This window comes from Streptomyces geranii (genome assembly GCF_002954775.1).
Taxonomy (GTDB): Bacteria; Actinomycetota; Actinomycetes; order Streptomycetales; family Streptomycetaceae; genus Streptomyces; species Streptomyces geranii.
This window is the reverse complement of sequence record NZ_PJME01000050.1, coordinates 43,315-68,345: the sequence shown is the minus strand read 5'-3', so window position 1 is coordinate 68,345 and position 25,031 is coordinate 43,315. Positions and strand designations below refer to the sequence as shown.

Annotated in this window: 14 protein-coding genes; 6 read left to right on the top strand and 8 right to left on the bottom strand. The window is 68.1% G+C overall.

Annotation, left to right across the window (positions count from 1 at the left end):
• Positions 1 to 139: 139 nt before the first annotated feature.
• The 4 genes from CW359_RS36690 to CW359_RS36675 are packed head-to-tail and all read right to left on the bottom strand — an operon-like array spanning position 140 to position 2,888.
• Complete coding sequence (locus tag CW359_RS36690; RefSeq protein WP_105974538.1) at positions 140 to 1,579, bottom strand: NAD(P)H-hydrate dehydratase; 1,440 nt, start codon at positions 1,577 to 1,579, stop codon at positions 140 to 142.
• Positions 1,580 to 1,609: 30 nt separating this feature from the next.
• A complete protein-coding gene (locus tag CW359_RS36685; RefSeq protein WP_105974537.1) occupies positions 1,610 to 1,981 on the bottom strand; it encodes a holo-ACP synthase in 372 nt (123 codons plus the stop codon).
• Positions 1,978 to 2,445, bottom strand: a complete 468-nt coding sequence (locus CW359_RS46895; RefSeq protein WP_232838765.1) for a hypothetical protein — start codon at positions 2,443 to 2,445, stop codon at positions 1,978 to 1,980. Before CW359_RS46895 ends, CW359_RS36685 begins: the two co-directional genes overlap by 4 nt.
• Complete coding sequence (locus tag CW359_RS36675; protein ID WP_105974536.1) at positions 2,442 to 2,888, bottom strand: ATP-binding protein; 447 nt, start codon at positions 2,886 to 2,888, stop codon at positions 2,442 to 2,444. Before CW359_RS36675 ends, CW359_RS46895 begins: the two co-directional genes overlap by 4 nt.
• A gap of 163 nt (positions 2,889 to 3,051) precedes the next feature.
• Here CW359_RS36675 and CW359_RS36670 point away from each other — a divergent pair, with 163 nt between their 5' ends.
• Positions 3,052 to 3,894, top strand: a complete 843-nt coding sequence (locus CW359_RS36670) for a helix-turn-helix domain-containing protein (RefSeq protein ID WP_105974535.1) — start codon at positions 3,052 to 3,054, stop codon at positions 3,892 to 3,894.
• Positions 3,895 to 3,902: 8 nt separating this feature from the next.
• Positions 3,903 to 4,100: a DUF397 domain-containing protein gene (locus CW359_RS36665; protein WP_105974534.1), complete on the top strand. Its 198-nt coding sequence runs from the start codon at positions 3,903 to 3,905 to the stop codon at positions 4,098 to 4,100.
• Here CW359_RS36665 and glmS read toward each other — a convergent pair.
• The 4 genes from glmS to CW359_RS36640 all read right to left on the bottom strand — a co-directional run bounded on the left by glmS (position 4,074) and on the right by CW359_RS36640 (position 16,902).
• Complete coding sequence (glmS, locus tag CW359_RS36660) at positions 4,074 to 5,921, bottom strand: glutamine--fructose-6-phosphate transaminase (isomerizing) (RefSeq protein ID WP_105974541.1); 1,848 nt, start codon at positions 5,919 to 5,921, stop codon at positions 4,074 to 4,076. The two genes, CW359_RS36665 and glmS, sit on opposite strands and share 27 nt — an antisense overlap.
• 135 nt (positions 5,922 to 6,056) lie before the next feature.
• Positions 6,057 to 6,836 (bottom strand): hypothetical protein, encoded by a 780-nt coding sequence (locus CW359_RS36655; RefSeq protein WP_105974533.1) that lies wholly within the window; start codon positions 6,834 to 6,836, stop codon positions 6,057 to 6,059.
• A gap of 228 nt (positions 6,837 to 7,064) precedes the next feature.
• Positions 7,065 to 7,598, bottom strand: a complete 534-nt coding sequence (locus tag CW359_RS36650) for a hypothetical protein (protein WP_105974532.1) — start codon at positions 7,596 to 7,598, stop codon at positions 7,065 to 7,067.
• A gap of 1,726 nt (positions 7,599 to 9,324) precedes the next feature.
• Positions 9,325 to 16,902 carry a ricin-type beta-trefoil lectin domain protein gene (locus CW359_RS36640; RefSeq protein WP_232838764.1) on the bottom strand — a complete coding sequence of 2,526 codons (7,578 nt, stop codon included), beginning with the start codon at positions 16,900 to 16,902 and terminating at the stop codon, positions 9,325 to 9,327.
• 377 nt (positions 16,903 to 17,279) lie between these two features.
• On the opposite strand from CW359_RS36640, the gene CW359_RS36635 reads away from it, so the two are divergent.
• From CW359_RS36635 to CW359_RS36620, 4 genes are all read left to right on the top strand, one after another.
• Positions 17,280 to 20,678, top strand: coding sequence for a hypothetical protein (locus CW359_RS36635; RefSeq protein WP_157968703.1), 3,399 nt, complete (start codon positions 17,280 to 17,282; stop codon positions 20,676 to 20,678).
• A 110-nt stretch (positions 20,679 to 20,788) separates the two neighbouring features.
• Positions 20,789 to 21,757 carry a type I pantothenate kinase gene (gene coaA / locus CW359_RS36630; protein ID WP_408647564.1) on the top strand — a complete coding sequence of 323 codons (969 nt, stop codon included), beginning with the start codon at positions 20,789 to 20,791 and terminating at the stop codon, positions 21,755 to 21,757.
• An 83-nt stretch (positions 21,758 to 21,840) separates the two neighbouring features.
• A complete protein-coding gene (locus CW359_RS36625; protein WP_105974529.1) occupies positions 21,841 to 22,299 on the top strand; it encodes an effector-associated constant component EACC1 in 459 nt (152 codons plus the stop codon).
• A gap of 6 nt (positions 22,300 to 22,305) precedes the next feature.
• Entirely contained in the window at positions 22,306 to 25,017 is a 2,712-nt protein-coding gene (locus CW359_RS36620; RefSeq protein WP_105974528.1) for a caspase, EACC1-associated type, read from the top strand.
• Positions 25,018 to 25,031 lie beyond the last annotated feature (14 nt).

Genomic DNA, 25,031 nt, shown 5'->3' with positions numbered 1-25,031 from the left:
GCCGCCACCACCCACCCCCAGCCCGTCCGGCGTTTGAGGACAAGCGCGTTCAGCGCGATACGCAGGGGTCTGGGGGCGGCAGCCCCCAGGGATGGGACGGGTAACGGGTAGGGGCGGCGGGGGCGAAGAAAGCCGGCGTTCACGCGTCCCGAACATCCCGCCAAGCCCTCCCCACCCCCTCCGCCAAATCCTGCGCCCCCACAGGCGCCCCCTCCGCCGCCAACCTCCCCGCCAGCCCATGCAGATACGCCCCCACACTCCCCGCGTCCACCGCAGAAAGCCCCGCCGCCAGCAACGACCCGCACAACCCCGACAGCACGTCACCACTCCCGGCGGTGGCCAGCCAGGCCGTGCCGGTCGGGTTGACCCGTACGGGACCGCCGCCCGGCCCGGCGACGAGGGTGGTCGAGCCCTTCAGCAGAACAGTCGCCCCGTACCGAGCCGCGAGTTCACGCACGGCCCACAACCGCGCCCCCTCCACCTCGGCCCGCCCCACCCCCAACAACGCCGCCGCCTCCCCCGCGTGCGGCGTCATCAACGTCGGCGCGGTACGCCCCCGTACGGCGTCCCGGTCCGCCAGCCGCAGCCCGTCCGCATCGATCAGCACAGGCACATCCGCCCCCACCACCTCGGCGACAGCACCCGCGTCATCCCCCGCCCCCGGCCCGACCACCCACGCCTGCACCCGCCCCGCCCGACCCGGCCCCTGGTCGGACACGATCGCCTCGGGGAAGCGGGCGATCACCGCATCCCCGGTCGGCCCCACGTACCGCACGGCCCCCGCCCCACCCCGCAACGCCCCCGCGACGGCGAGCACGGCAGCCCCCGGATACCGCGCGGACCCCGCCGCGATCCCGACGACGCCCCGCCGGTACTTGTCGCTCTCGGCCCCGGGCACCGGCAACAGCCGGGCGACGTCGGCGTGTTGGAGGGCCTCCAGTTCGGCCCGCCCGGGCAGTACGGCCCCGAGCCCGATGTCGACGAGCCGCACGGTACCGGCGTACTCACGGGCGGGGTCGATGAGCAGCCCCGGCTTGTGGGTGCCGAAGGTGACGGTGAGATCGGCGCGAATCGCGGCGCCGGGCACCTCACCGGTGTCGGCGTCGACCCCGCTGGGCAGATCGACGGCGACGACGGCGGCCCCCGACTCCCGCACAAGCTCCACGAGGGACAAGGCATCACCCCGAAGCCCACCCCGCCCCCCGATCCCGACGATGCCGTCGACGACGAGGTCGGCACGACGGATGACCTGTTCGGCACCACCGGCGCCCACAACGGTCCCGCCCGCCCCCCGCAACGCCGCAAGCCCCCCGGAGTGCACCCGCTCCGGCGCGAGCAGCACAGCCGCTACCCCCGCCCCACGCCGGGCGAGCCGAGCACCGGCGTACAGGGCATCGCCCCCGTTGTCACCACTACCGACAAGCAGAACGACCCGGCTGCCGTACACCCGTCCCATCAACTGCCCGCAGGCGACGGCCAGTCCGGCCGCCGCACGCTGCATGAGCGCGCCCTCCGGCAACCGCGCCATCAGCTCCCGCTCGGCCGCCCGTACCGTCTCCACGCTGTACGCAGTTCGCATGGGCCCGAGTCTCCCGCACGCCCCGGCCCTCTACCCCTCCGCCACCACGACCGCCGAGGCGACCCCCGCGTCATGGCTGAGCGACACATGCCAGGACCGCACCCCGAGTTCCTCCGCACGCGCGGCCACCGTCCCGGTGACACGCAGCCAGGGCCGCCCACTGTCCTCGACGCAGACCTCGGCGTCCGTCCAGAGCATCCCGCCCGGTGCCCCCAACGCCTTGGCGAGCGCCTCCTTGGCGGCGAACCGCGCGGCAAGCGAGGCGACCCCACGCCGCTCACCGCTGGGCAGCAGCAACTCGCTCTCCAGGAAAAGCCGTTGGGCCAGCCCGGGCGTCCGCTCCAGCGAGGCCCGAAACCGCTCGATCTCGGCGACGTCGATACCGACTCCGATGATGCTCATCCGGGCACTCTACGATCCGTCAGCCCTGTTTCAGGAGCGCCGCCCGGCACAACCTCCGGGTCCCCGGCGACCAGATCCTCGGCACGCTCCGCAGTGCCGACACGGCCGAGCCAGTCATCGAGGCGTGCGAGGTCGGCGCAGGTGGTGATGCGTTCGCGGATGTCGTCGGAGACAGGGAGTCGCCGTTCTTCCAGCACGGTCAGAATCGCCTTGACTTTCCCCTTCGCCAGGCCGACGGCGTAGCCGATGGCCCACTCCTCTGCGTATCCCGGCGGCCATTTCTCGATCTTCCCCCGCAGGTACGCGATCTCTCCGGGCGACAGATCCTCCCGTTTGAGGATCTCCTTGAGCCTGCCGTGGAGTTCGGCTGTCGCCTTCTCAGGCGAGAGGCCCACCAGAGCCATGGCCGCCACGAGCCCCGTGGCGATGCCGGAGACTTCCTCTTCCAGCTCCGGGCGCATCATGCGGCGGCCCGCAGCTCGCACCACACGAATTTACCTCGGTGCTCGAACCGGGACAGCGGCTGCCATCCCCAGAGGTCGGCACAGGCCACCACCATCCCGAGCCCACGCCCGTCCTCCGCCTCCAGTTCGCCGAGTTGCCCCAACTCCCGCGGCGGCTCCGGCGGTCGGGGGTCCGCGTCCCAAGCCCCGATCCGGAGTACGCCGGCCCGCCAGCGCACACGCAGAGCGGCGGGCCCCTTGGTGTGCCGTACGGCGTTGGACACCAGCTCGCTGGCGAGGAGTTCGGCGACGTCGACGAGGCCGATGAGTCCGTGCATGGTGAGGATGAGACGGAGGGTGCGGCGGCTGACGGTGACGGCTCGGAGGTCGTTGGGGATGTAGAGGGAGTACTCCCAGGAGTCGGGATCGTAGGTGAACTCGGGGTCGGTCTCGGTTTCGGGCATGCGTCAGCTCCCGTTCGGTGGCGAGGGTCCCGGCGTTCCGCAGAGTGTGCGTCGCATCACCGACGGTAGATCTAAATATAGAGACGCAGCAAGCCGGTCGCGTAATCTGACCCCGAACGAGTCGCGCCCGCAGGCGCGTTGAACCTAGGAGCGGTCGAGAGCTTTGAGGCGCGAACCAACGGCCCGCCAGACACGTCTGGCGACCGAGCTACGCAGACTCCGCGAAGCGGCAGGCCTCAACTCCCGCCAGGCGGCAGCCCTGCTCGGCGTGAGCCCCGCGCAGATCACCCACATCGAGTCCGCGCTCGCGGGCGTGAGCGAGCAGCGACTCCGCCGCCTCGCATCCCACTACGCCTGCGCGGACGAGGACTTCGTCGACGCCCTGGTCGCGATGGCCACAGACCGGACACAGGGCTGGTGGGAGGAGTACCGGGGCCTGCTGCCGACACCGTTCCTGGACCTGTCCGAGTTGGATCACCACGCTCGGTTTCAGCGCAACGCCGGCTTCCTGTTCGTGCCAGGTCTCCTACAGACGGCGGACTACGCCCGTGCCGTGTACTCGACCAGGGTCCCCGAACTCGCAGAAGAACAGATCGAGTTGCGTGTGCGCCACCGCATCGCGCGCCGCGTGATCATCGAACGCACCTCGCCCGTCCCCTTCGACGCGGTGATCCACGAAGCGGCTCTACGCATCATGGTCGGCAACCGGGCCGCGGCCCGAGCCCAACTCATCCATATCCTGGAGCGGTCCGAAGCGGACCACATCAGCGTACGAGTCATCCCCTTCGCCTTGGAGTTCTCCACCGGCAGCAGTCCGATGACCTACGTGGGTGGCGGTGTGCCCAGACTGGATACCGTGGTCCGCGACGCACCCCACGGTGCGCACTACGTCGACTCGGAAGCCGAACTCGCCACCTACCGGGCTCGCTTCGAGAAAACGAAGGCCATGTCACTCGACCGGGAACGATCGCGTGACTTCATCCACCGGCTGGCGAAGGAATTGTGAGGCAACTTATGACCGCCCCCGGCATGTGGCGGAAGTCGTCCCACTCTGGCGACGGCGAAGGCGACGACTGCGTGGAGATAGCAACCACCCCCACCCAAACCGTCGTCCGCGACACGAAAGCCCCGGCCGAGGCCACCCTCACCTTTGCGACCGAGGCCTTCGCACGATTCCTCGGGGAGCTACTCCACCGTGACCGACTTCGCTAGGTTGCGCGGCTGATCCACCTCGTTCCCCCGAGCCGTAGCCAGCTCACACGCGAACACCTGCAACGGCACGGTAGCCACCAGCGGTTGCAGCAAGGTCGGCGTAGCCGGAATGCGAATGAGGTGATCCGCATACGGCACGACCGCCTCATCCCCCTCCTCCGCGATGACGATCGTCCGCGCCCCCCGAGCCCGGATCTCCTGAATGTTGGACACGATCTTGTCGTGGAGTACGGACCGCCCCCGAGCCGAAGGCACCACGACAACCACAGGCACGTCATCCTCGATCAACGCGATCGGCCCATGCTTCAGCTCACCCGCCGCGAACCCCTCCGCGTGCATATAGGCAAGCTCCTTCAACTTCAGCGCCCCCTCCAGCGCCACCGGATACCCCACATGCCGCCCCAGGAACAGCACCGTGTTCTTGTCGGCGAGCGAACGCGCCAACTCCCGCACGGGCTCCATGGTCTCCAGCACCCGCTCGACCTCACCGGAGATCTCCGCGAGGTCACGCACGACGGCCCGGACCTCATCCCCCCACTTGGTACCGCGCACCTGCCCCAGATACAGCGCGACCAGATAGCAGGCCACCAACTGCGTAAGGAACGCCTTGGTGGAGGCAACCGCAACTTCAGGCCCCGCATGCGTGTACAGCACCGCGTCCGACTCACGCGGAATCGTCGAGCCGTTGGTGTTGCAGATGGCCAGCACCTTCGCACCCTGCTCACGGGCGTGCCGCAACGCCATCAGGGTGTCCATGGTCTCGCCGGACTGGGAGATGGCGATGACGAGAGTACGAGCGTCGAGGATCGGATCCCGATACCGGAACTCACTCGCCAACTCCACCTCGCACGGAATCCGCGTCCAGTGCTCGATGGCGTACTTGGCGATGAGCCCGGCATGAAAAGCCGTACCGCAGGCGACGACGACAACCTTCTCGACCTCCCGCAACGCACCCGCGGGAATCCGCACCTCGTCCAGCGTCAGTGAACCGGCCGCGTCGATACGCCCGAGCAAGGTATCGGCGACAGCTTTGGGCTGCTCGGCGATCTCCTTGAGCATGAAGTAGTCATAGCCCCCCTTTTCCGCGGCCGACACATCCCAGTCGACGTGATACGACCGCGTATCCCCCGGCCCCCCGTCGAAGCCCGTCACCGTGACCCCGTCCCGGCGCAGCTCCACCACCTGGTCCTGACCCAGCTCGATCGCCGACCGCGTATGGGCGATGAACGCGGCGACGTCCGAGGCGAGAAAGGCCTCGCCTTCTCCAACGCCCACCACGAGAGGCGAGTTCCGCCGCGCCCCGACAACGACATCCGGCTCGTCGGCATGCACGGCGACGAGCGTGAACGCACCCTCAAGCCGCCGACACACCAACCGCATGGCCTCGGCAAGATCGGCGCACACCGAGAACTCCTCGGCGAGCAGATGGGCGACGACCTCGGTATCGGTCTCGGAGGCGAGCGCATGCCCCCGCTCGACCAATTCCGCCCGCAGACAGGCGAAGTTCTCGATGATCCCGTTGTGGACGACGCCGACGCGCCCCGCGTTGTCGAGATGGGGATGGGCATTGGCGTCGGTGGGCCCGCCATGGGTGGCCCACCGGGTGTGCCCGATGCCCGTGCCCCCGCTGGGCAAGGGCCGCTCGACGAGCTGCTTCTCCAGATTGACGAGCTTCCCGGCCTTCTTGGCACCGGCCAGCCCACCGTCAGCGAGCACAGCCACCCCGGCCGAGTCGTACCCCCGGTACTCCAGCCGCTTAAGCCCGGCCATCACGACATCGAGAGCCGACTGCGACCCCACGTAACCCACGATTCCGCACATGTCCCGCACCCTACGATCGAACACGCGCCACACCCGCGCACCGCGTGCCCGATATCGGAAATTCCCGCAGAGGCACGAACGCACCCTGCGGGAACCGGAGAACCGAACCGAAGAACCGAACGGAACGAGCGCGACTCAGCCGAGCTTGGCCAGCTGCGCGTCGATGATCTCCGTGGGGTAGTCGAAGTCCTCACCGGTGACGGCCGAGACGACGTTGATGACCGGAACATAGGCGACGGTGGCACCCTTACGGACGACCACGGCCTTCAACTGCGCCTTCGCGCCTTCCCCGGCGTCCACGCTCACCGTCAGGGCGATCGCCTCGTCGGCTCCCTCGGGCGCCGTGGTCTTCGCCACCTCCAGGACATCGTTCTTCGAACCGGCCACGGTGTACGAGAACCCGGAGGCGCACTTCCCGACGGCCGCGTCGAGGTCCTTCATGGCCTGCTCGGCACCGCCGTCCTCGTAGGAGGCGAGCGTGATGACGGCCTGCTCAAGGTCGGCGGCGGCCTGGAACTTCTCCTCGTCACTCGCCCCGTCAGCAGGCTTCTCGGCCTCACCCTTCCACGTCCGCTTCACCGTGGCCGCCGGCTTACCGACGTAGGTCCCGGACTGGAGGTACGCCAGCGGCGCACAGCCCTCACCGTCGAACGTCACCTTGTCCTGCGCGACGTCCTCCTCCGCCGGCACCTTCTCGGTGACGGTCCCACTCTTGACGTCGGCCTGCACGAGGGCGGCCTTGGTCAGTTCGGCGGCGGTGAGCGCGGTGGCGGAGGCGGCCTTGTCGGCCTGAGCGGTCGCACTGTCCCCCTTCTTGTCATCGTCAGCGGACGAGCCACCGCAGGCGGTGACGAGGAGCGCGAGGACACCGGCGGAGGCGGTGAGGGTGGTACGGCGGACAGCGGTGGATCCCACGTCGGAAACTCTCTCTTCCAAGGAAATACCGAAGGCACTCCGCAGTCCCCCACGGATCATTCGGCAAGCACAATTGCTTTACCTGGATATTACATTAAGAGAATCACGGAAAATGCATATAAACCAGCGGAAGTTTGATCGTGACATCACCGTTACCGCAAGGCCGATCTCGTCGAAGGCGTAACGGAAAGGCCACATTCCTGAGGCACGTACGCCCTCTCCGGTTCGTCAGTCGAGCTTCGCTTCCTGGGCCTCGATCAGGGCGATCGGAAAGTCGAAGTCGTCGGTGGGTGCGGTGGCGCCAGGTTCTTCGCTACCGAACTGGGCGAGGATGCTCCCGTGCCGGAAGACCACGGTCTTCGTCGGACCAACCTGAGCGTCGTCCTGACCGGGTGTCACGGTGAACGCGACGGCCTCGTCCCCCATCTCAGGCGCGGTGTCCGTACTCACCTTGTCGACGCCGAACGAGGAGAACCCGCCCTCACACGAGGCGAGCGCACTCCTGAGCACCTTGAGCACCGCCCGAGCCTGGTCAGGGCTGTCGTACGAGGCGAGGGTCACCATGGTGCTGGTGATCACGAACGCGGCTTCCAGCTCCTCGGCGGAGCCCGCGGCATCAATCACCTCGTCGTCGATCTCAGAACTCACCCGCCGCTGCGCGGTGGCCACGGGGTCGCCCATGGCCACCCCGAACTTGGCCTGGCTGAGCGGCGCACAATCCTCCTCGGCCGTACGCACATCGTGCTGGGTGAGCGCCTCCACCGCTTTGAGCTTCCTTACGGTGAACCCCTTGAGATCGCCTTCCGCCAAAGACAGCCGGTCCAACCGAGCGGCGGCACGCGCATCGGACGCGCTCGGGGCACTCACAGCGGGGGACGCGGAGGTCTCACCCCCCGCACTTGCGCCGCCTTCACCACTGGAACCACCGGATTCCGCACATCCGGCGATAAGAACGAAGGGCAGAATCAGGACCGTGAAGGCACCGCTACGAGTGCGGCGGCCCCTACCACAACTCTTCATGATGTATTGCGTTCACTTTCTCTATTGCACTGAAAATTTCCGATATGCCGCCGCGATCGGCATCGAAAAACCTGGAAAAGACCTAACGCCATGACTGATTGCGACTGGGTGAAAATGGACCAAAAAGGCTGCCATACTCACCAGTTTCATCAGTAAAGACAAAATCTGACCCAGTACCCTTCACGGCCTCGTGAAGGTGCGCCACCAGGGTCGAGGGATTCTCAAGGGGTACACGTAGTGCCGCAGCAACCCGAGATTGCTCAGCTTCTATCGTCGGGTGATCTCGCACCATATCCCTCAAGAGAAAAGCTGCGGCCGACTCCATAACATTCAAGTCCCCACCCGCAGAGTACTTCAGACAGTCCCTCCAATATGGAAAGCCAACCACCAACGCAAGAGCTTCACTCAAGTCTTTCGCGATGATTCCAGAATCACCTTCCGAACTCGCATACAGCACAGGACGGGGCGACCCTACGGTTCCACACAGGTAGAACATTCCACCGGTGAAATCTCCAGCAATACCTTCCAACGGGAGCCCGGAAGCCAGCCTAGAGGATTCATCACCACTCTTGCGTCTGACGTCAAACTCAAACACGTCGACCAGAAGGGTCCCGAGCTCTCGGTCTTCGGCTATCCGCTGCAGCAAATCAATAGAACTGCGCAGCTCTCGATCACAACAGAGCATAGACATCCTCCACGGAGCGAGTCGCTCTCGCCGCTGGAACTTCCGAAGGCCCCGCGTCCGGCGACCAGCGCGAAGGAAAGAAGCAGGGCCGTGAAGTCACCGCCACGAGGACAGCGCCCTTTAATATGCCTCTTTATAATGTACTGCATTGCATCGGCCTGGAACTACTTACAAGAATTCAGGCCCTTCAAATCGATCCGCAGAGTTCCTTGACTCAGGTCACTCTTCAGCTCGACTCTCACACTCACGGAATAAACTCCCCTGCTGCGGACTGATGAGGCCATAGCTCCGGATCATCGATGGAGCTCAACTGACCATAATCCAGATCGTCTACAGCGAAGTAGATCCCTCCAGCAGGAGAGCAGGGCCACAAAGGCACCGTTACGAGTATGGAGATAGCTTCGGCGTATGCCAAAATTACTCATGAGATGCCACGCCTACCCTTCTCTTCCATACCAAAAATTGCCGACATACCGCCCCTCAAGGAACTAGCGCTGTTCCCTTAGAGGGAACCACCATCTTGACGGGCCTTCGCAATATCCAAATCGGAAGTACGAGAACTCAGTCGCAGTTGGCCGCCGGACGTATATCCGCCCGAAACCACTTGCAGCTCGTCCCCTTGGAGTGGCCACTCGGAGTGACTCAGCGGGAGATCGTGAATCAGCACTCGATCGATTACCCCAATCTCCCCTGAAGGAACTTGGACTCTAAGCCCGTAGGGCATTTTCTCTACTACCACCGCAGTGGAAATCTGCCACTTTTCCAAACGTGGAAAGTTACTGTTCATCTGCCACTCCAAGGAGACCTTGGGAATGAATTGAGGTCGCCGAATAGCTCTCTGGGGATCACGTACTCCATATGATCTTCCGTCATCCCCTCCCACTCCTCAATCCTTCCAGCGCTGACGTGCTTGCGCAGCCATGACGTGGGAACATCGATCTTGAATCCAACATCGTGAGTATCAACAGACCCACGCGCCCACTCAGTTGCGGTCTTCTCGTTACCAAAGTGCGCAGCCCCATCGAAAGATCCGTCATCAGACCGAGGGAAGTGCTCGGCATTCAGGCCTTCTTCGAGCTCCGAACGCCCTCTCTCGACCGGCGAAGTTCGATAAACTGTTGTTTTCTCGCCGCAATTGTGCACAAGTACCGGTGTGGCTCCTGCCAGCACATAGTACGTATGCAGATCGTTGACGGTGAGGTTGTGGACTGTGGTCCGCTGAGCTGTCCATCGCTCGATCTCTGTGACTTGGCCATAGGCACCAGCGCTGGTCTGAAGCCACTGACCAGACTCCAGGTCCGTGGCCTTCACCCACTCGCCCCGGGCAGGAACCCAAACGGGGTGACCGTCGGTCGCGGTCACCGAGGCTGTGGCGTCCCCCCCGTCCACGGCAATGTCGATAGTGACCTTGACCAGGTCCTTGACGCCCTCCCCCTCGATCTCAGCGGTGACCGTCTCCACAGCCGTCTCGCCGGTCTCCGGGTCGGTGGCCAGAACCTTGTCGCCGTTGGTGACGTCCTCGATGGGCTTCGTGGTGCCGTCGGCCATCAGGACCAGCGTGCCGGGGACAAAGCTGTTGCTGGTCTTGCAACCGCCGCCTTCTCCCAGCTTGGCCTTGGCCTTCTGGTAGCCAGTCCTGACCGTCTCGCCGGCCTTGGCCACCGCCTTCTTCGCCTTCTGGACCGCGTTCCCGGTCTTCTTGGCCGCCGCCTTCTCGGCCCGGGTCTTCGCCTCCTGCGCCTTCTTCTTGATCTGCGCGGCCCGTTCGGCCGCCTTGCGCTTGGCCTCCTTGGCCTTGCGGGCCAGTTCGCGGGCCTTCTGGGCCGCCGCGAGGAGTTTGCGGGCCCGCTCCTTGGACTTCTGCCAGGCCTGGTAGGCGTTGATGACCTTGTTGATGGTCCGGGCGACAGCCTTCATCTTGCCGAGCACACCCAGAGCCGCGCCCACGGCGGCACTGGCGCACGCCCACGCATCCCCTCGGGTGACGCAGGACACGATGTCGTCCAGTCCCAGGAGCGACAGCAGCCATGCACCGGCGTTGGCCAGGACGAAGTCCTTTACGGACATGCCCAGTTGACCGCTGGCCCACGCCAGTTCCGACGCCGACGGCCCCCCGTACGCGGACAGATCCTCGCCCCCGCCGCCACCCCCGCCCCCGTCGGCCTTCGACATCAACCCCGTCGGATCCGAGTACGTCACCGGATTGTTCTCGCAGTACACGTACCCGTTCTTCTGCACCGGGTCCGCCAGGTCCAGCACCGGGTCCGCCGACAGGAACCGGCCCGTCGTCGGGTCGTACTCCCGCGCCCCCAGATGCACCAGTCCGCTCGACGCGTCGTCGCCGCCGCCGATGTAACCCTGGTGCGAACGCCACCCGTTGGACTCCGCACCGCGCTTCACACCGAACGGGTCCGAACGCGAGAAGACCACCGCGTTGCCCGCCGCCAGTGACACATCCGCGTACGCCGTGCCGTTCTGGTCGGTGATCTGCGCGTGCAGCGTCGAGGTGGTGTCGCTGCCCTTCACGTGCCGCATCACCGTCGGGGCGCCCGGCTGCGCGTAGTACCGCTCCGTGTACGCGGCCGTCCCGCTCGCTGTGCGCGCCACCGTCGTGTCGCCCAGGTAGAGGGCCGTCTCCGCGGCGCTCAGCGCCATCAGGCGTTCGCCACCGGGCCCGTACACGTACGTCGTCTCGTTCGCCGGCGCCCAGGTCTGGGCCTGGCCGTCCGTGTCGCAGGTGTACAGCTGGAGGTCCGTGCCCGACGCCGAGTTGGAGGACGGGACGTCCAGGCACCTGCCGGACGAGACGTGCTTCAGCTTGTCGCCCGCCGAGATCGTGGTCCACTGCTGGGCGGCGCCGCCGTCGCAGGTCGCCAGCACCACCGCCGTGCCGTTCGCCGTACCGCCGTCCGACGGCACCGCGCACTTGCCCAGCACCTTCAGCGCACCCGTCGACGCGTCGGACGAACCCGCCGCCGCGTCGATACGGAACTTCTGCGCCTTCGTGCCGTTGCAGTCGTACAGCTGGACCGGCGTACCCGCCGCCGTCGCACCGGACTGCACGTCCAGGCACTTGCCCGCCAGCCCCACCCATGCCCCGGAGCCGTTCTCGCCGAAGCCGGTGACCTTCTCGACCTGCCCGTCCCACGTCCAGGACAGGGCCTGCTCGTCGCCCCCGTACGTACGGGTATCGGCGTTCCCCGTCTTGTCGTACGTCAGCGTCGCCGTCTCGGTGATCTCCGGCCTCGTACCCGCCGTGTGCGACATGCCGGTCAGCGTGTGCGGCTGCGTGCCGTCCGCCTTGCCGTACGTGTACGTCGTGGTCGCGTTCTTCGTCGCGTCACCGGCGGGGTCGTACTCCACCAGCTTCTCGCGGTTGCCGGCCGCGTCGTACTCGTACTTCTTGTGGTAGCCGTCGCCCCGCGCGCCCGCGGTCACCGAGGTCGGCGTGCCGTCCGTCGCCGTGGCGCAGGCCGCGTCGCTCGCCGTCCATGCCCTCGTGAGCTGGCCGATCACGTCGTACGTGAAGCACTGGCGGTCCGTCACCGAGTCGACGGTGTCCTCGGTCCTCGTGACGTTGCCCGCGTTGTCGTAGGCGTACGTGCGGTTGTTGACCCGGTGGTCCAGCACACCGGTCCTGTCCGTGATCGATTCGCGGTCCACGATCGAGCGGGTGAGTTCGCCCGTGCTCTCGTCGAACAGGTTCGTCGTCCACACCCGGTTCGGCATCTCGCCGGTGACCGAGCGCAGGACCTCGCCGTAGGGGCTGTAGTCGGTCTCCGCCGTGTACCAGTCCAGGCCTGACGTGGAGACCGGCAGGCCGTCCGCGTTGTAGCGGGTGACGACCTTCTCCTCCGCCAGCGTGCCCGCCTTCGGCAGGGTCACCGAGTCGAGCCTGCCCAGCCTCGAGTACTCGTACGTGTACTTGTACATATCGAGCAGACCGGCCCGCTCCGCCACCAGCGGCGGCAGCGTGAGCCGCGTTCCCTTGGGCTGGTAGTCGTCGGTGTAGCCCAGCACGTCGGTGGTGTACGGCAGGTTGTCGGTGTAGCGGACGGCCTTCGAGGGCAGGCCGGCCGCGCCGATGATCCCGTCGTAGGCGGTCTCGGTCAGCTTCGTTCCGGTGGCGGAGTTCAGTCGCTGCTCGGTCGGGCGGGACAACGCGTCGTAGCCCGTCCACACCTTCACGCCACGGGCGTCGGTCGTCGTCACCGGGCGGTCCAGGACGTCGTACGTGGTCGAGGTCGTGCCGGTGTCCGGGTCCGTCGCCGTGAGTTGACGGCCACGCGCGTCGTACGTCCAGGACCAGGTGTTGCCCTGGCTGTCCGTCGCGCCGACCTGGTCGCCGCGCTCGTCGAACGCGTACTCCGTGGCGCGGTAGGCCGAGCGCAGGGCGTCGGTGAAGGTGTCGACCCGGACCGTACGGCCCAGGGCGTCGCTGTAGCTGCGCTGTGCGGCGGCGCCGGTCGGTTCGACGACCGTGGAGTAGTCGTAGCCGTACTCGTAGCGGGTGGACTTCGCGGGCTTGGTGCTGCCCGCCTCGTACGGGGTCTCCGACAGGGTGCGGCCCAGGCCGTCGTAGGCGTACAGCGTGGCGTTGGGGACGCGGAAGTCCGACTCGACCTCGAACATCACCGTCTTCGGGTCGTCCGGCGCGTAGTAGGCGTTGTCCGTGCGCTCGATCGTGCCGTTGGCGCTGTAGTGCGTGTCGGTGATGAGTCGGCCCTTGCCGACCGCCGGCTCCTGCCGCTGCCGCTCGCGGCCCAGGCCGTCGTAGAAGACCACCGAGTCGTCGTACGTGCCAAGGTCGTTGAGCGCGGAGGTGACCACGGACACCGGCTCGCCCGCCGTGGTGTTGTACGCGAACTTCACCAAGGGCTCGGTGGACGTGGTCCGCGTGGCGTCGGTCCAGCCGGCCGTCGTGCGGCCCAGCGCGTCGTAGGCGAACGCGCTGTAGTGGCCGTTGGTGTCGGTCTCCTTCAGGGAGGTGCCGCGGGCCGGGTCGACGACCGTCGTCTCCTCGTGGCCGAGTTCGTTGGTCGTCGTGACCGAGTACACCTGGCCCTTGTCGGGGACGTAGGTGGTCGTGTCGGTGTTGTTCAGGGCGTCGGTGGTGGACTCCACGCGCCCGAAGTCGTCGTAGGTGAGCGTGCCGCGCCGACTCCAGGCGCCGTTCCCGTCGGTGTCCCACGTGATGGTCGCCAGACCGGTGGTCGGGGCGTCGCCGTACTGGCTGTTGTCGTAGGCGACACGTGAACCGGCGAGCGTGTCGTCGCCCGTCGCCGTGTCGGCGTCGGCGCAGGTGCCGACGGTGGTCCGGGACTGCAGGGGCAGCCCGATCAGCCACTTGGTGGTGTTGTGGACGTACGACGACACCGTGCACGACTCGTCGCCCGACCGGCCCGTGTCGCCTTCGGACTCCACCCGCACGGGCAGGCCGTAGCCGTCGTACTCCGTCGTGGACCTGATGGTCCGCCACTCACGCTTGTCCTCGCCGGTCTTGGACGACCGGGTCACCGTATCGTCCCGGTCGTCCAGGACCCGGTAGGCCCTGAGCGGCGGGATACCGCCGTCGCGGGTACGGGTGGCCAGCACCGTGTGCTTGGGGCGGTCGACGGAGCGCGTCACCAGGTCGCCGCCGTACTTCGTGTACGTCATCGTCTCCGCGACGCGACCGGCGTACGGCAGCCTGTCGGCGGCGATCAGCCCGTCGGCGTAGTCCTTCACCTCGACCGAGCGGGTCGTACCGTCCGGCAGCGGGTCGCCGTCCATCCCACGGAAGTAGCGGGTCTCGGTCATCGACCGCTGGGTGCCGAGGTACTGCTCGGAGTTGTCCGCGCCGCCGATCGTGCGGACGACGGAGAAACCACGCCACTGGTCGTAGGTGCGGGTCTTCTTCTTGGAGAACTCCGCCTGGTTCAGGGCCCAGGCGCCACCGCCCTCGTACTTGTAGCTGGTCGTCATCGTCGGGACGCCCGTCATGGCGGGCAGTTCCTGGACGTTGTCGACGACGTACTTGTTGAACCAGTCGATGTTCTCGTCGGCCTTGTCCGGGTCAGGATGCCAGTACGCCGGGAAGCACAGCCCGGTGTTCTCCTCGGGCTTGGGGAAGCCGCTGCCGGAGGCGCACTCGTCGACGGGTTCGGAGTAGTCGACGAGGGTCTCGCCGCCGTACTCGCTCACGATCCGTTCGATGCGCAGCCGGTCGAAGGTCGGAGCCGGGTCGTTCGCCCCTTCCTTGACCCGGTTGGGCATGGCCTCCGTGTTCGCGACGAACGTCACCGGGCGCAGCGGGAGCGACTTGCCGTCGGCGCCGAAGCCCGTGCGGGTGATCGACTCCAGCCACAGGGCGGTGCCCTCGTCGGTGCGCTCGGCGGGCAGCGACTGCTGGAGGGTCCAGGAGTCGACCCTGGAGAGCGCGGTCGAGCCCTGGGTGCGCTGCGCGGAGGTGGTGACCTGTGCCAGGCGCTTTCGCGACCAGAAGGTGGGCACCGGTACGAAGCACTCCTTGCCGGTGGCGCCGGAGCAGTACAGGTCGGCCGGGGTGTCGTACCAGATGTGGGTCTTGTCCCAGTCGCCTGAGGTGAAGTTGTCCTCGGTGCAGGCGATGCCGTCCTCGGTGAAGCAGCGCTCGTCGACCGTGAAGGCGACGCGGGCGATCGGGTCGGCGGAGAGCAGGGTCTCCTCGCGCTGGCCGTAGTCGATGCGAAGGAGCTGGCCGTCGCGGTCGTACTCGACCGGGTCGTTGAACTTCAGGTTCTTCGCGTAGTGGTTGCTGTACTTCTTCCACCACAGGGTCATGGCGTTGCCATGGGGGTCCACGACGTAGTCGAGGTTCCAGCGCCAGGCCTGGTCGCAGAAGGAGTCGGCGAACTTCGTGGCGTGGCAGGGCTCGCCGGGCTGGTTGCCGGCCACCGGCACGGTCAGTACGGAGTTGGTGACCTCGGTGGCACTGGACGTCAGCTTGTGCTTGCCGAAGTAGTACTGGGTGCCGTCGCGGGTGGTGACCTTCCAGTACTCGCCGTCCTCGTCGCCGTTGCCGAGCGCGGTGTTCGTGAGCAGTTCGACGCGCGAGCCGTCGCCGTTGGCGGTGACCCACTTGCCGGTGGTGTTCTCGTCGAGGTCGGCGTCGGGGGTGTTGTCCTTGACCAGCTCGGTGGTGGTGCCGCCGAGGGTGAGGGTGGCGTTGTCGGAGCCCCAGCACAGGTCACTGGTCTTGCGCTCGGCGTTGTTGGCGCCGTCTGCGAGGTCGTCGCGGCACGTCCGGTAGGTACGGGTGACCGAGCCGGGGTTGTACTCCCAGCCCTCTCCGATCCAGGAGGCCTGGTTGTTGGTGGCGGACGTACGGCCGTCGACGACCTGCGAGTTGTAGCCGAAGACGATGCTGGGCGAGGGGCCGTTGGGAACGGTCGGAGCCTGGAGTCCGTAGGTGTAGCTGAAGGAGCCCGAGCTGTTGCCGGCCGCCCAGGAACCGGCGCTGACCAGCGGGGTCGCGGAGAAGTCGCCCTTGGCTCCGCTGCCCGCGGAGGTGGCGGCGAAGACGGAGGCGTCGGACTCCTCGGCGGCGGTACGCACTCCCGCGCCGGTCCCGGTCCTCCGGTACACGCCGTCGGTGATCACGCCCTGGTCGTCCGTGGCGGCGGCCGTGCTCGCGCCCGTCGAGGCGGCGGTCGCGTCGGTGAGTTCGGCGACGTCGATGACGGCCTCGACGCGCCGGACGCCGTCCAGGACACCGTCACCGGTGACATCGGTGGTCGCGGGCTCGATGACGTTCCGGGTGTCGACCTCGGTCGGCTCGGAGCAGCCCTCGGTGTCCGGGGTGGTGAGGAAGCACGCGGGGAACCTGACGAACTGCAGCCGGTCCGCCCAGTCGGCGCCGTACAGCTCGGCGAACTGGGTGTAGTCCAGGGCGACGACGGCGTCGCCGGTGGCGGTGGCGGGCGGGTCCACCCGGAAGACGAGGCCGTTGATGTCACGGTCGCCCAGGGTGGTGTCGTCGAGGAGGGTCGCCTGCCAGGAGCCTTCCAGTGCCTGGGCCTCGGTCGGGGTGGCGTCGTCGGGGGCGCCGACCTCGATGGGGAGGGTGCCCACAGGGACGGTCTCGCCGGCGGTCAGACCGGAGACCGTCTTGGTCTCCGTGTCGGCGGCCGGTTCGGCGACCTTGGTCGGCTCGTAGTCCGGCTCGGCCTGGACGGCGCCGGTGGTCAGGTCGGCGAGGGCACCGCCGTCCTCGCCCTTCGTCTCCTCGGCGACCGGCAGGTCGACCAGTTCGACGCCGCCCCGGTCGTCACCGGGCGGCGGTACGGCGTAGGCGCCGCTCAGCGTGCCCACCGTCAGGGCGACAGCCAGCGCGACGATCACGCCGACCCGGAGTCTCAGACGTCTGCTCCAAAAAAGCGATCCCCACACGACGGCCGCAGCCCCCCAGCTCGATCCGGTGACGGGCGGATCTTCTGCCAGGAATTCGCATTTGGTCAATCAATTTTCATGACAGGTGATTTACCTCACATATACTTCCGCTTTAACATCACTAAACCTCCCCTTCGCCGCAAAAAGGGAAAAAATATCTGTGGATTGCGCGGCGACGATCCGGCATGCTGCCCGCACGCTCAATGGCATCCAATTCGCTTTCATTGGTGACTCACAGGTTCACCGGTTCGGTATTGAATACGGCCGCGAAGAGCGGGTGGCTCAAAAGCACCCGCACGCTGCCGTTACGGGGAGGGGAATTCAGCACCGTGGACCGTCGTCGTCTCGCCGGGGTGGCAGCCCTGGCCGCCGCAGCTCTGGGCGTCACCCTTCTCACCGCACCGGAATGGGGCGAACCGGACAGCGCCGGAGGCCAGGAACATCCGAAAGCGGCCGTCGAGTCCCTGACCGAGGACGCCGCCCAGACACAGGCCCGAAACACCCGCAAGCGCGTCGAGGTCACCGCCCTGCGTGACGCCACCTCCACCACCTACGCGCTGCCGGACGGCGGCTTCGAACTCACCGCGTACGGCGCTCCCGTACGGGCCGAGGTCGACGGTGCCTGGCAGCCCATCGACACCGTGCTCTCCCGTACCGAGGAAGGCTGGGCCCCCAAGGCCACGACCTCGCCGGTGGTCTTCTCGGCGGGCAGCGAGGAGCGTTCGAGCACCGCCCGCCCTGCCGCGTACACGGTCTCCCGCGCCTCGCGCACGAACCGCACCGCCGTCACCCCCGTGGCCGACGACACCGCGTACACCGACCTGGTCACCTTCACCAGCGACGGCCACGAGATCACCATGGGCTGGCCCGGCACTCTGCCCGCCCCCGTCATCGACGGTTCGAGCGCCCTCTACCCGGGCGTGTTCGACGGCGTCGACCTGATGCTCACCGCCCGCGACAACGGCTTCAGCCACGTCCTGGTCGTGCACAGCGCGGAGGCCGCCGCCAATCCCGCGCTCGCCTCGCTCCCCTACCGTCTGACCTCGCCGGATCTGACCTTCCACCTCGATCCGGTGACCGACGTCCTGACCGCCCGGGACACCGAGGGCCAGGAGATCGCCGTGTCCCCGACCCCGTACCTGTGGGACTCGGCCGGCACCCCGGCGGTCACCGAGGGAGACGACCCCGAGCCCGCCGAGCCCACCGACGAGCCCTCGGCGACCTACTCCGAGGAGCCGGGAGAGGCCCCGTCCGACAACCCGACGGGCGCCGACACCGAGGACACCGCCGCCCCGGACCCCGATGACGACCCGACCCCGTCACCGTCGGAGTCCGCGGAAGCCGCCCCCACCCCGAGCGCGAGCGACGCCGACAGCTCCGGAACCGCCCAGCAGTCGGCGTACCGCACGGGCACCGGCGCCACCACCGTGTCCGATCCCACCCCCGCCGAGGTGTTCGCCCTCCCCGGCCTCACCGGCCCGCACCCCGGGACCCACCGAGCCGTCGGCACCTCCGCCCTCGACACCCCCGGAACCACGTCGGCCACGCTGACCATCACCCCCGACCGCTCTCTCCTGACCGCGGCGAACACGGTCTACCCCGTCTTCATCGACCCGCCCCTCTCGGGCAAGACCACCAACTGGACCACCGTCTACAAGAAGCACCCGGACGCCAACTTCCTCGACGGCGCCAACTACAACACCGGCACGACCGAGGCCCGCGTCGGCTACGAGTCCACCACCGGCGGTCTCTCCCGCTCCTTCTTCCGCCTCGGCTGGCAGACCCGCTTCAAGGGCGCCGTCATGAAGTCCGCCTACATCCAGCTTCAGGAGACCTACGCCTGGTCCTGCACGGCCCGTCCCATGGAGCTGTGGCGCACCGGGGCCATCTCCTCAGCCACCACCTGGAACAACCAGCCGAGTTGGGTGAGCCAGATCGGGGTGAAATCCTTCGCCTACGGCTGGAACTCCTCCTGCCCGGACTACTACGTGAGATACGACGCCATGTCAGTCGCCCAGGACGCCGCCGACGCGGGCTGGGTCAGCCTCTACATCGGGCTGCAGGCCACGGACGAGAGCTCCTCGTACTCCTGGAAGAAGTTCAAGGCCGAGACCGATGCCGCTCCCAAGCTCGTCATGACGTACACCCGCAAGCCGGCCGAGCCCACCAAGCTCCACATGACCCCGGGCCCCGACTGCGACACCACCTCCCCGTACGCCTCCGTCGGCGGCGCCGACCTGACCTTCGACGCCACCGGCACCGACCCGGACGGCGACCTCAAGTACCTGGACTTCGAGGTCTGGCAGTCCGGCAGCACCACGAAGCTCTACGACGACACCGTCCCCGTCACCTCCGCCGGCAAGGCGAGCATCACCCTCGACGGCCTCGACGGTTCCAGCAGCAAGTTCACCAACGGCAAGACGTACCACTGGCGCGTGCGCGGCCTGGACGCCACCGGATCGGGCTCCACGTACGCCCCGAAGGGCGACGGCAACTGCGGCTTCGTCTACGACGCCACCCGCCCGAACTCCCCCAACGTCACGTCGACCGCCTTCCCCGTGGACGACGGCACGGGCGCCGTCTGGAGCAGCGTGCCGTTCGGCACCGGCGGTGCGGCGACCTTCGACGCGCAGGGCAGCAAGGACACCGTGAAGTACGAGTTCTCGTACAACAACAGCACCTTCAACCACAGCGTGACCCCGGCCACGGCGGGCGGCACCGCCACGGCCACCCTCACCCCGCCCGCCGCGGGCCCCAACGTCCTCTACGTCCGGGCCGTCGACGCCGCCTCCAACGTCTCCGAAGCGTTCAAGTACGTCTTCTACGTCAAGCCGCGCGACAAGGCCGACGCGCCCGGCGACGTCACCGGCGACACCAAGCCCGACCTGTTCGTCATCGACCAGTTCGACGACCTGCGCCTCTACCCGGCCCCCAGCAACGGCGACATCCACGCCTCCCTGCCGGCCGCGCACGACGAGGGCGCGCTCCTCGCGGAGGACGACGCCTACGACACCTACTGGACCGGCGCGCTCATCACCCACAACGGCGACTTCCTGCCCGGCGACGGCATCCAGGACCTCGTCGCCCGGATGCCCGACGGCAAGCTGTACGCCTACCCGGGCGACGGCTACGGCAGCGTCGACATCACCAGGCAGACGGAGATCGTGCTCCCCTCCGGCGCCCCCGACCCGGCCGACCTCGACCAGATCCTCGCCGTCGGTGACGTCGACAACGACAAGCGGCCCGACCTGTTCGCCCTGGCAGGCAACCAGTACTGGGCCTTCCTCGGGTACACGGGCGGTACGTTCTCCCGGGCCGTCCTCCAGAACGAGGGCACCGCCTGGGCCGACCGCGACCTGGTCTCCCTCGGCGACCACAACGCGGACGAGGTGGTCGACCTGCTCTACCGCAGCGTCCCCTCCGGCCGCCTTCTCCTCCGCTACGGCAAGTCCGACGGCAACGGCGGCACCTCCCTCGCCTCTCTCGCCGTCTCCACCAGCTCCCTGAACGGCTCCGACACGGAGTACGCGGCCTCCGGCTGGACGACGGCGAGCGTCCGCCTGCTCATGGGCGGCCCGGACGTCAACCTGGACGGCATCCCGGACATGTGGGCGGTCATGAACGACGCCGCGGGCACGGTCCGCTTCTACCGGGGCGGCAGGACCGCGGTCGGCGCGTACACGACGGTGGTGAGCAGCGGCTGGACGGACAAGGCAGCGGTCGGCTGACCGTCCGTGGACCGGGTATGGACGGGGTGGGGACAGCGGCGTGACGCACCCCACCCCCCACCCCGTCCACACTCCCGTAACAATGGACTGTGATCTCTCCGGTCTCCTCGATGCCCCGGAGCGCCCACCGGCAGCGGCCGGAGGCGACTCCCTACGTCGACCTCACCCGTGCCGAGTGGAGTGCGCTGCGCGACAAGACGCCGCTCCCCCTCACCGCCGAGGAGGTCGAGAAGCTGCGCGGTCTGGGCGATGTCATCGACCTCGACGAGGTGCGGGACGTCTACCTCCCGCTCTCCCGCCTCCTCAACCTCTACATCGGCGCCACGGACGGGCTGAGGGGCGCCCTCAACACCTTCCTCGGTGAGCAGGGCGCCCAGACCGGCACCCCCTTCGTCATAGGGGTCGCCGGCTCCGTGGCCGTCGGCAAGTCCACCGTCGCCCGTCTCCTCCAGGCCCTGCTCTCCCGTTGGCCCGAACACCCGCGCGTCGAACTGGTGACCACGGACGGCTTCCTGCTCCCCACCGCCGAGCTGACCGCCCGCGGCCTGATGTCACGCAAGGGCTTCCCCGAGTCGTACGACCGCCGCGCCCTCACCCGTTTCGTCGCCGACATCAAGGCGGGCAAGGACGAGGTCACCGCACCCGTCTACTCCCACCTCATCTACGACATCGTCCCCGGCGAGAAGCTCACGGTCCGCCGCCCCGACATCCTGATCGTCGAGGGCCTGAACGTCCTCCAGCCCGCCCTCCCCGGCAGCGACGGCCGCACCCGCGTCGGCCTCGCCGACTACTTCGACTTCAGCGTGTACGTCGACGCCCGCCCCGAGGACATCGAGCGCTGGTATCTGAATCGCTTCCGGCGGCTGCGCGAGACGGCGTTCCAGAACCCCTCCTCCTACTTCCGCAAGTACACGCAGGTCTCCGAGAAGGAGGCCCTGGACTACGCCCGCACCACCTGGCGCACCATCAACAAGGTGAACCTCCTGGAGAACGTGGCCCCCACCCGGGGCCGCGCCACCCTGATCGTCCGCAAGGGCCCGGACCACAAGGTGCAACGCCTCAGCCTGCGAAAACTCTGATCTGCCGGAGTTATCCACAGCCGACCCGAATCCTCCCTCCGACGACTAAAGTTGCCGCCCACAGGAACGAACGGGGAGGCACGGTGGGGGCGCAGGACATCACGGTCGGACTGGTTCTCGACCTTCAAGACGGAGACAGAGACGCAAGGGGAGACGGGTACGGGGGCGGGGACCCCGAGTTCGTCGAAGAGGAACTCCAGTATCTGGTGGCCGAGTTGGACCAGCTCGACGTGACCGGCATCGGCCGCGTCCCGTCCGGCCCCGCGCCCGACGGCACCCGCGGCGAGGGCGCCGTCGAAGTGGGTGCGCTGCTGATCGGACTGGGCGGCGGTGGCGCCCTGTTACCCGTACTCGTCGGCCTCGTACAGGACTGGCTGAGCCGCCGTAGGTCCGGCACGATCCGGCTGCGGATCGGCGAGGACGAGATCGAACTGACCGCGACCACCGACGAGATGCGGCAGCGCGCACTGGACGACTTCCTGCGCCGGCACTCGGACCCGGGGCCTGCGGCCGAGCCGCCCGCCGTGCGGCGCGGGGAGTGAGCCGCCATGGCCAACAAGGCGCTCATCATCGCCAACAGCACCTACGACGACAGCAACTTCGACACCCTCCCGGCAGCCGCGGCCGACGCCGCCGCCCTGGCGCAGGTGCTCGGTGCCCCGGAGATCGGCGACTTCTCCGTGAACACACTCGTCGACGTCGAACAGCGCACCGCGCTGCGCGCACTGGAGTCCTTCTTCACCCAGGCCAGACCTGACGACCTGCTCCTCCTCCATCTCTCCCTGCACGGCTGGAAGGACGTGCGCAACCGGCTGCACTTCGCGATGCGGGACACCGAGCGCGACTACCCCGGCTCCACGGCGATCTCGGCGGACATGGTCGGGACCTGGATGGGCGAGAGCCGCAGCCGACGGATCGTGGTCCTCCTCGACTGCTGCTACAGCGGGGCGTTCGCGATGAACACGCGCCGCCGTGACGCCGGGCCGCCCACCGTCGACGTCGCCGAACCCTTCGCGGGCAACGGCCGGGTCGTCCTCACCGCGTCCACCGCCCTGCAGTACGCCCACGAGAGCGAACAGGACGTCCGCTACAGCCGCACCCCGGCCCAGCCGTCCGTCTTCACCTCGGCGGTGGTCAGCGGCCTGCGCGACGGCTCCGCCGACCTGGACGGCGACGGCCTCGTCTCGGTCGACGAGCTGTACGACTACGTCCACGAGCAGGTACGGCAGCGGATCGCCGGCCAGACACCGACACTCAGCGTGGACAGCGCCCAGGGCACGATCTACCTGGCCCGCAGCCCCCGCCACGAGGACGTGGACCGGCTGGTGGAGATGCGGGCCGCCGTACTCGACACCCAGCCGTGGAAACGCATCGGCTCCCTGCATCTGGTGGAGCAGCTGCTCGGCAGTGTCCGCGAGCCGACCCGCGACGCGGCCCGCGCGGCCCTGCTGGGACTGATCGCCGACGGGGACCGCGAAGTGGCCCGCCGGGCAAGGGAGTTGTGGCACGCCCGGGGCCTGGGCGAGATCCCCACGGCCCGCGCGCCCCGGCCAGCACGACCCGCCCCGCAACGGCTGAGCGGTGAGTACCGACCGGTCGTGGGCATCGACTTCGGTACGACGAACTCGGCGATCGGTCTGCTGGAGGGCGAGGACGTCCGTCTGATCCCCAACGCGGAGGGCGCGCTCACCACACCCAGCCTGGTGGCCATCACCGCCGAGGGCGACATCCTCGTCGGCACGGCGGCGAAACGGCAGGCGATCACCAACCCCGACTACACCGTCCGGTCGTCCAAGCTGAAGCTGGGCACGGGGTGGAGCATCACCCGGGGCGGCATCCACCTGACGGCGGAGGACGCGGCCCGGCTGATCCTCCAGCGGCTGCGCGAGGAGGCGGAGACATACGTCGGGGGCCCGCTGGGCGGCGCGGTGCTGACCGTGCCGGCCAACTTCGGCCTCGACCAGCGGGCGGCGCTGGTCCGGGCGGCGCGGCAGGCGGGACTCCATGTCTTCCGGGTCATCAACGAACCGACGGCGGCGGCGATCACGTACGGCCTGAGCCGGGAGGAGGACTCCACCGTGCTGATCTTCGACCTCGGCGGCGGCACGCTGGACGTGTCGCTCGTCGAGATCGGCGACGGGGTCGTGGAGGTCAAGGCGACCGGGGGCGACAGCCACCTCGGGGGCGACGACTGGGACCGGCGGCTCGTGGAGTACCTCGTGCGGCGGGTGCGGGACCGACACGGAGTGGACCTCGGCCAGGATGTCCCCGCGATGCAGCGGCTGCAGGAGGCGGCCGAGGCGGCGAAGGTCGAGCTGTCGTCGGCGACGTCGGCCACCGTCACGCTGCCGTATCTCGCGTCCGTGGCCGGCACCCCCGTACACCTCGACGAGACCCTGACCCGCACGCAGTTCGAACAGCTGACCATGGACCTGCTGGACCGCTGCCGCCGCCCTGTCCTTCAGGCCCTCCGTGACGCCGCCGTCCCCCTCGCCGAGCTCGACCAGGTCATCCTGACCGGCGGAGCCACCCGGATGCCCGCCGTGGGTGAGCTGGTCCGGGAACTCACCGGCGGCAAGCACCCTTACCGCGGCCTGATCCCCGAGGGCATCGTCACCGGTGCCGCACTCCAGGTCGGCATTCTCGCCGGGCAGCTCAAGGACGTACTCCTCCTCGACGTCAACTCGGCCTCACTGGGCGTGGAACTGCACGACGGCGGCGTTCTCACCCTGCTCGAACGCAACACCACCATCCCCACCCGGCGCCACACCGTCGTCGCCACGAACGCACGGGACCAGCGGACGATGGTGCTGCGTCTCGTGGAGGGCGAGCAGTCGACACCCACCGCGAACAGAACCCTCGCGGTGCTCCAGTTGTCCGACCTGCTCCCGGTCGCCCCGCGCACCCCGCTCGTCAGGCTGACCGTCGACATCGACGCGAACGGCCTGGTGCACCTCATGGCCCAGGATCTGGGCGGCAGCGGCAGACAGCTGGCCGCGAAGGTCAGGCAACTGGAACAGGCGAAGCAGGCACACCTCAACAGCACGGAGGCGGACGCCGACGACACCTGGACGGCACTGCGCGCGCTGGAGGCCTCGCTCTACACCGGCCGTGAGTGGAAGGTCCTCGTCGACCGGTCCACGACGACCGAGGCGGCGACCCTCGTGGCATCGCCCGAGTGGGAGACCCTCCGCCGCCGCACGCCCCTCGGCTGGACCCCACCCATCCGCCCGAAGCCCACCCTCTCCACCGACCGCTGACCCCCGGTCGGCCA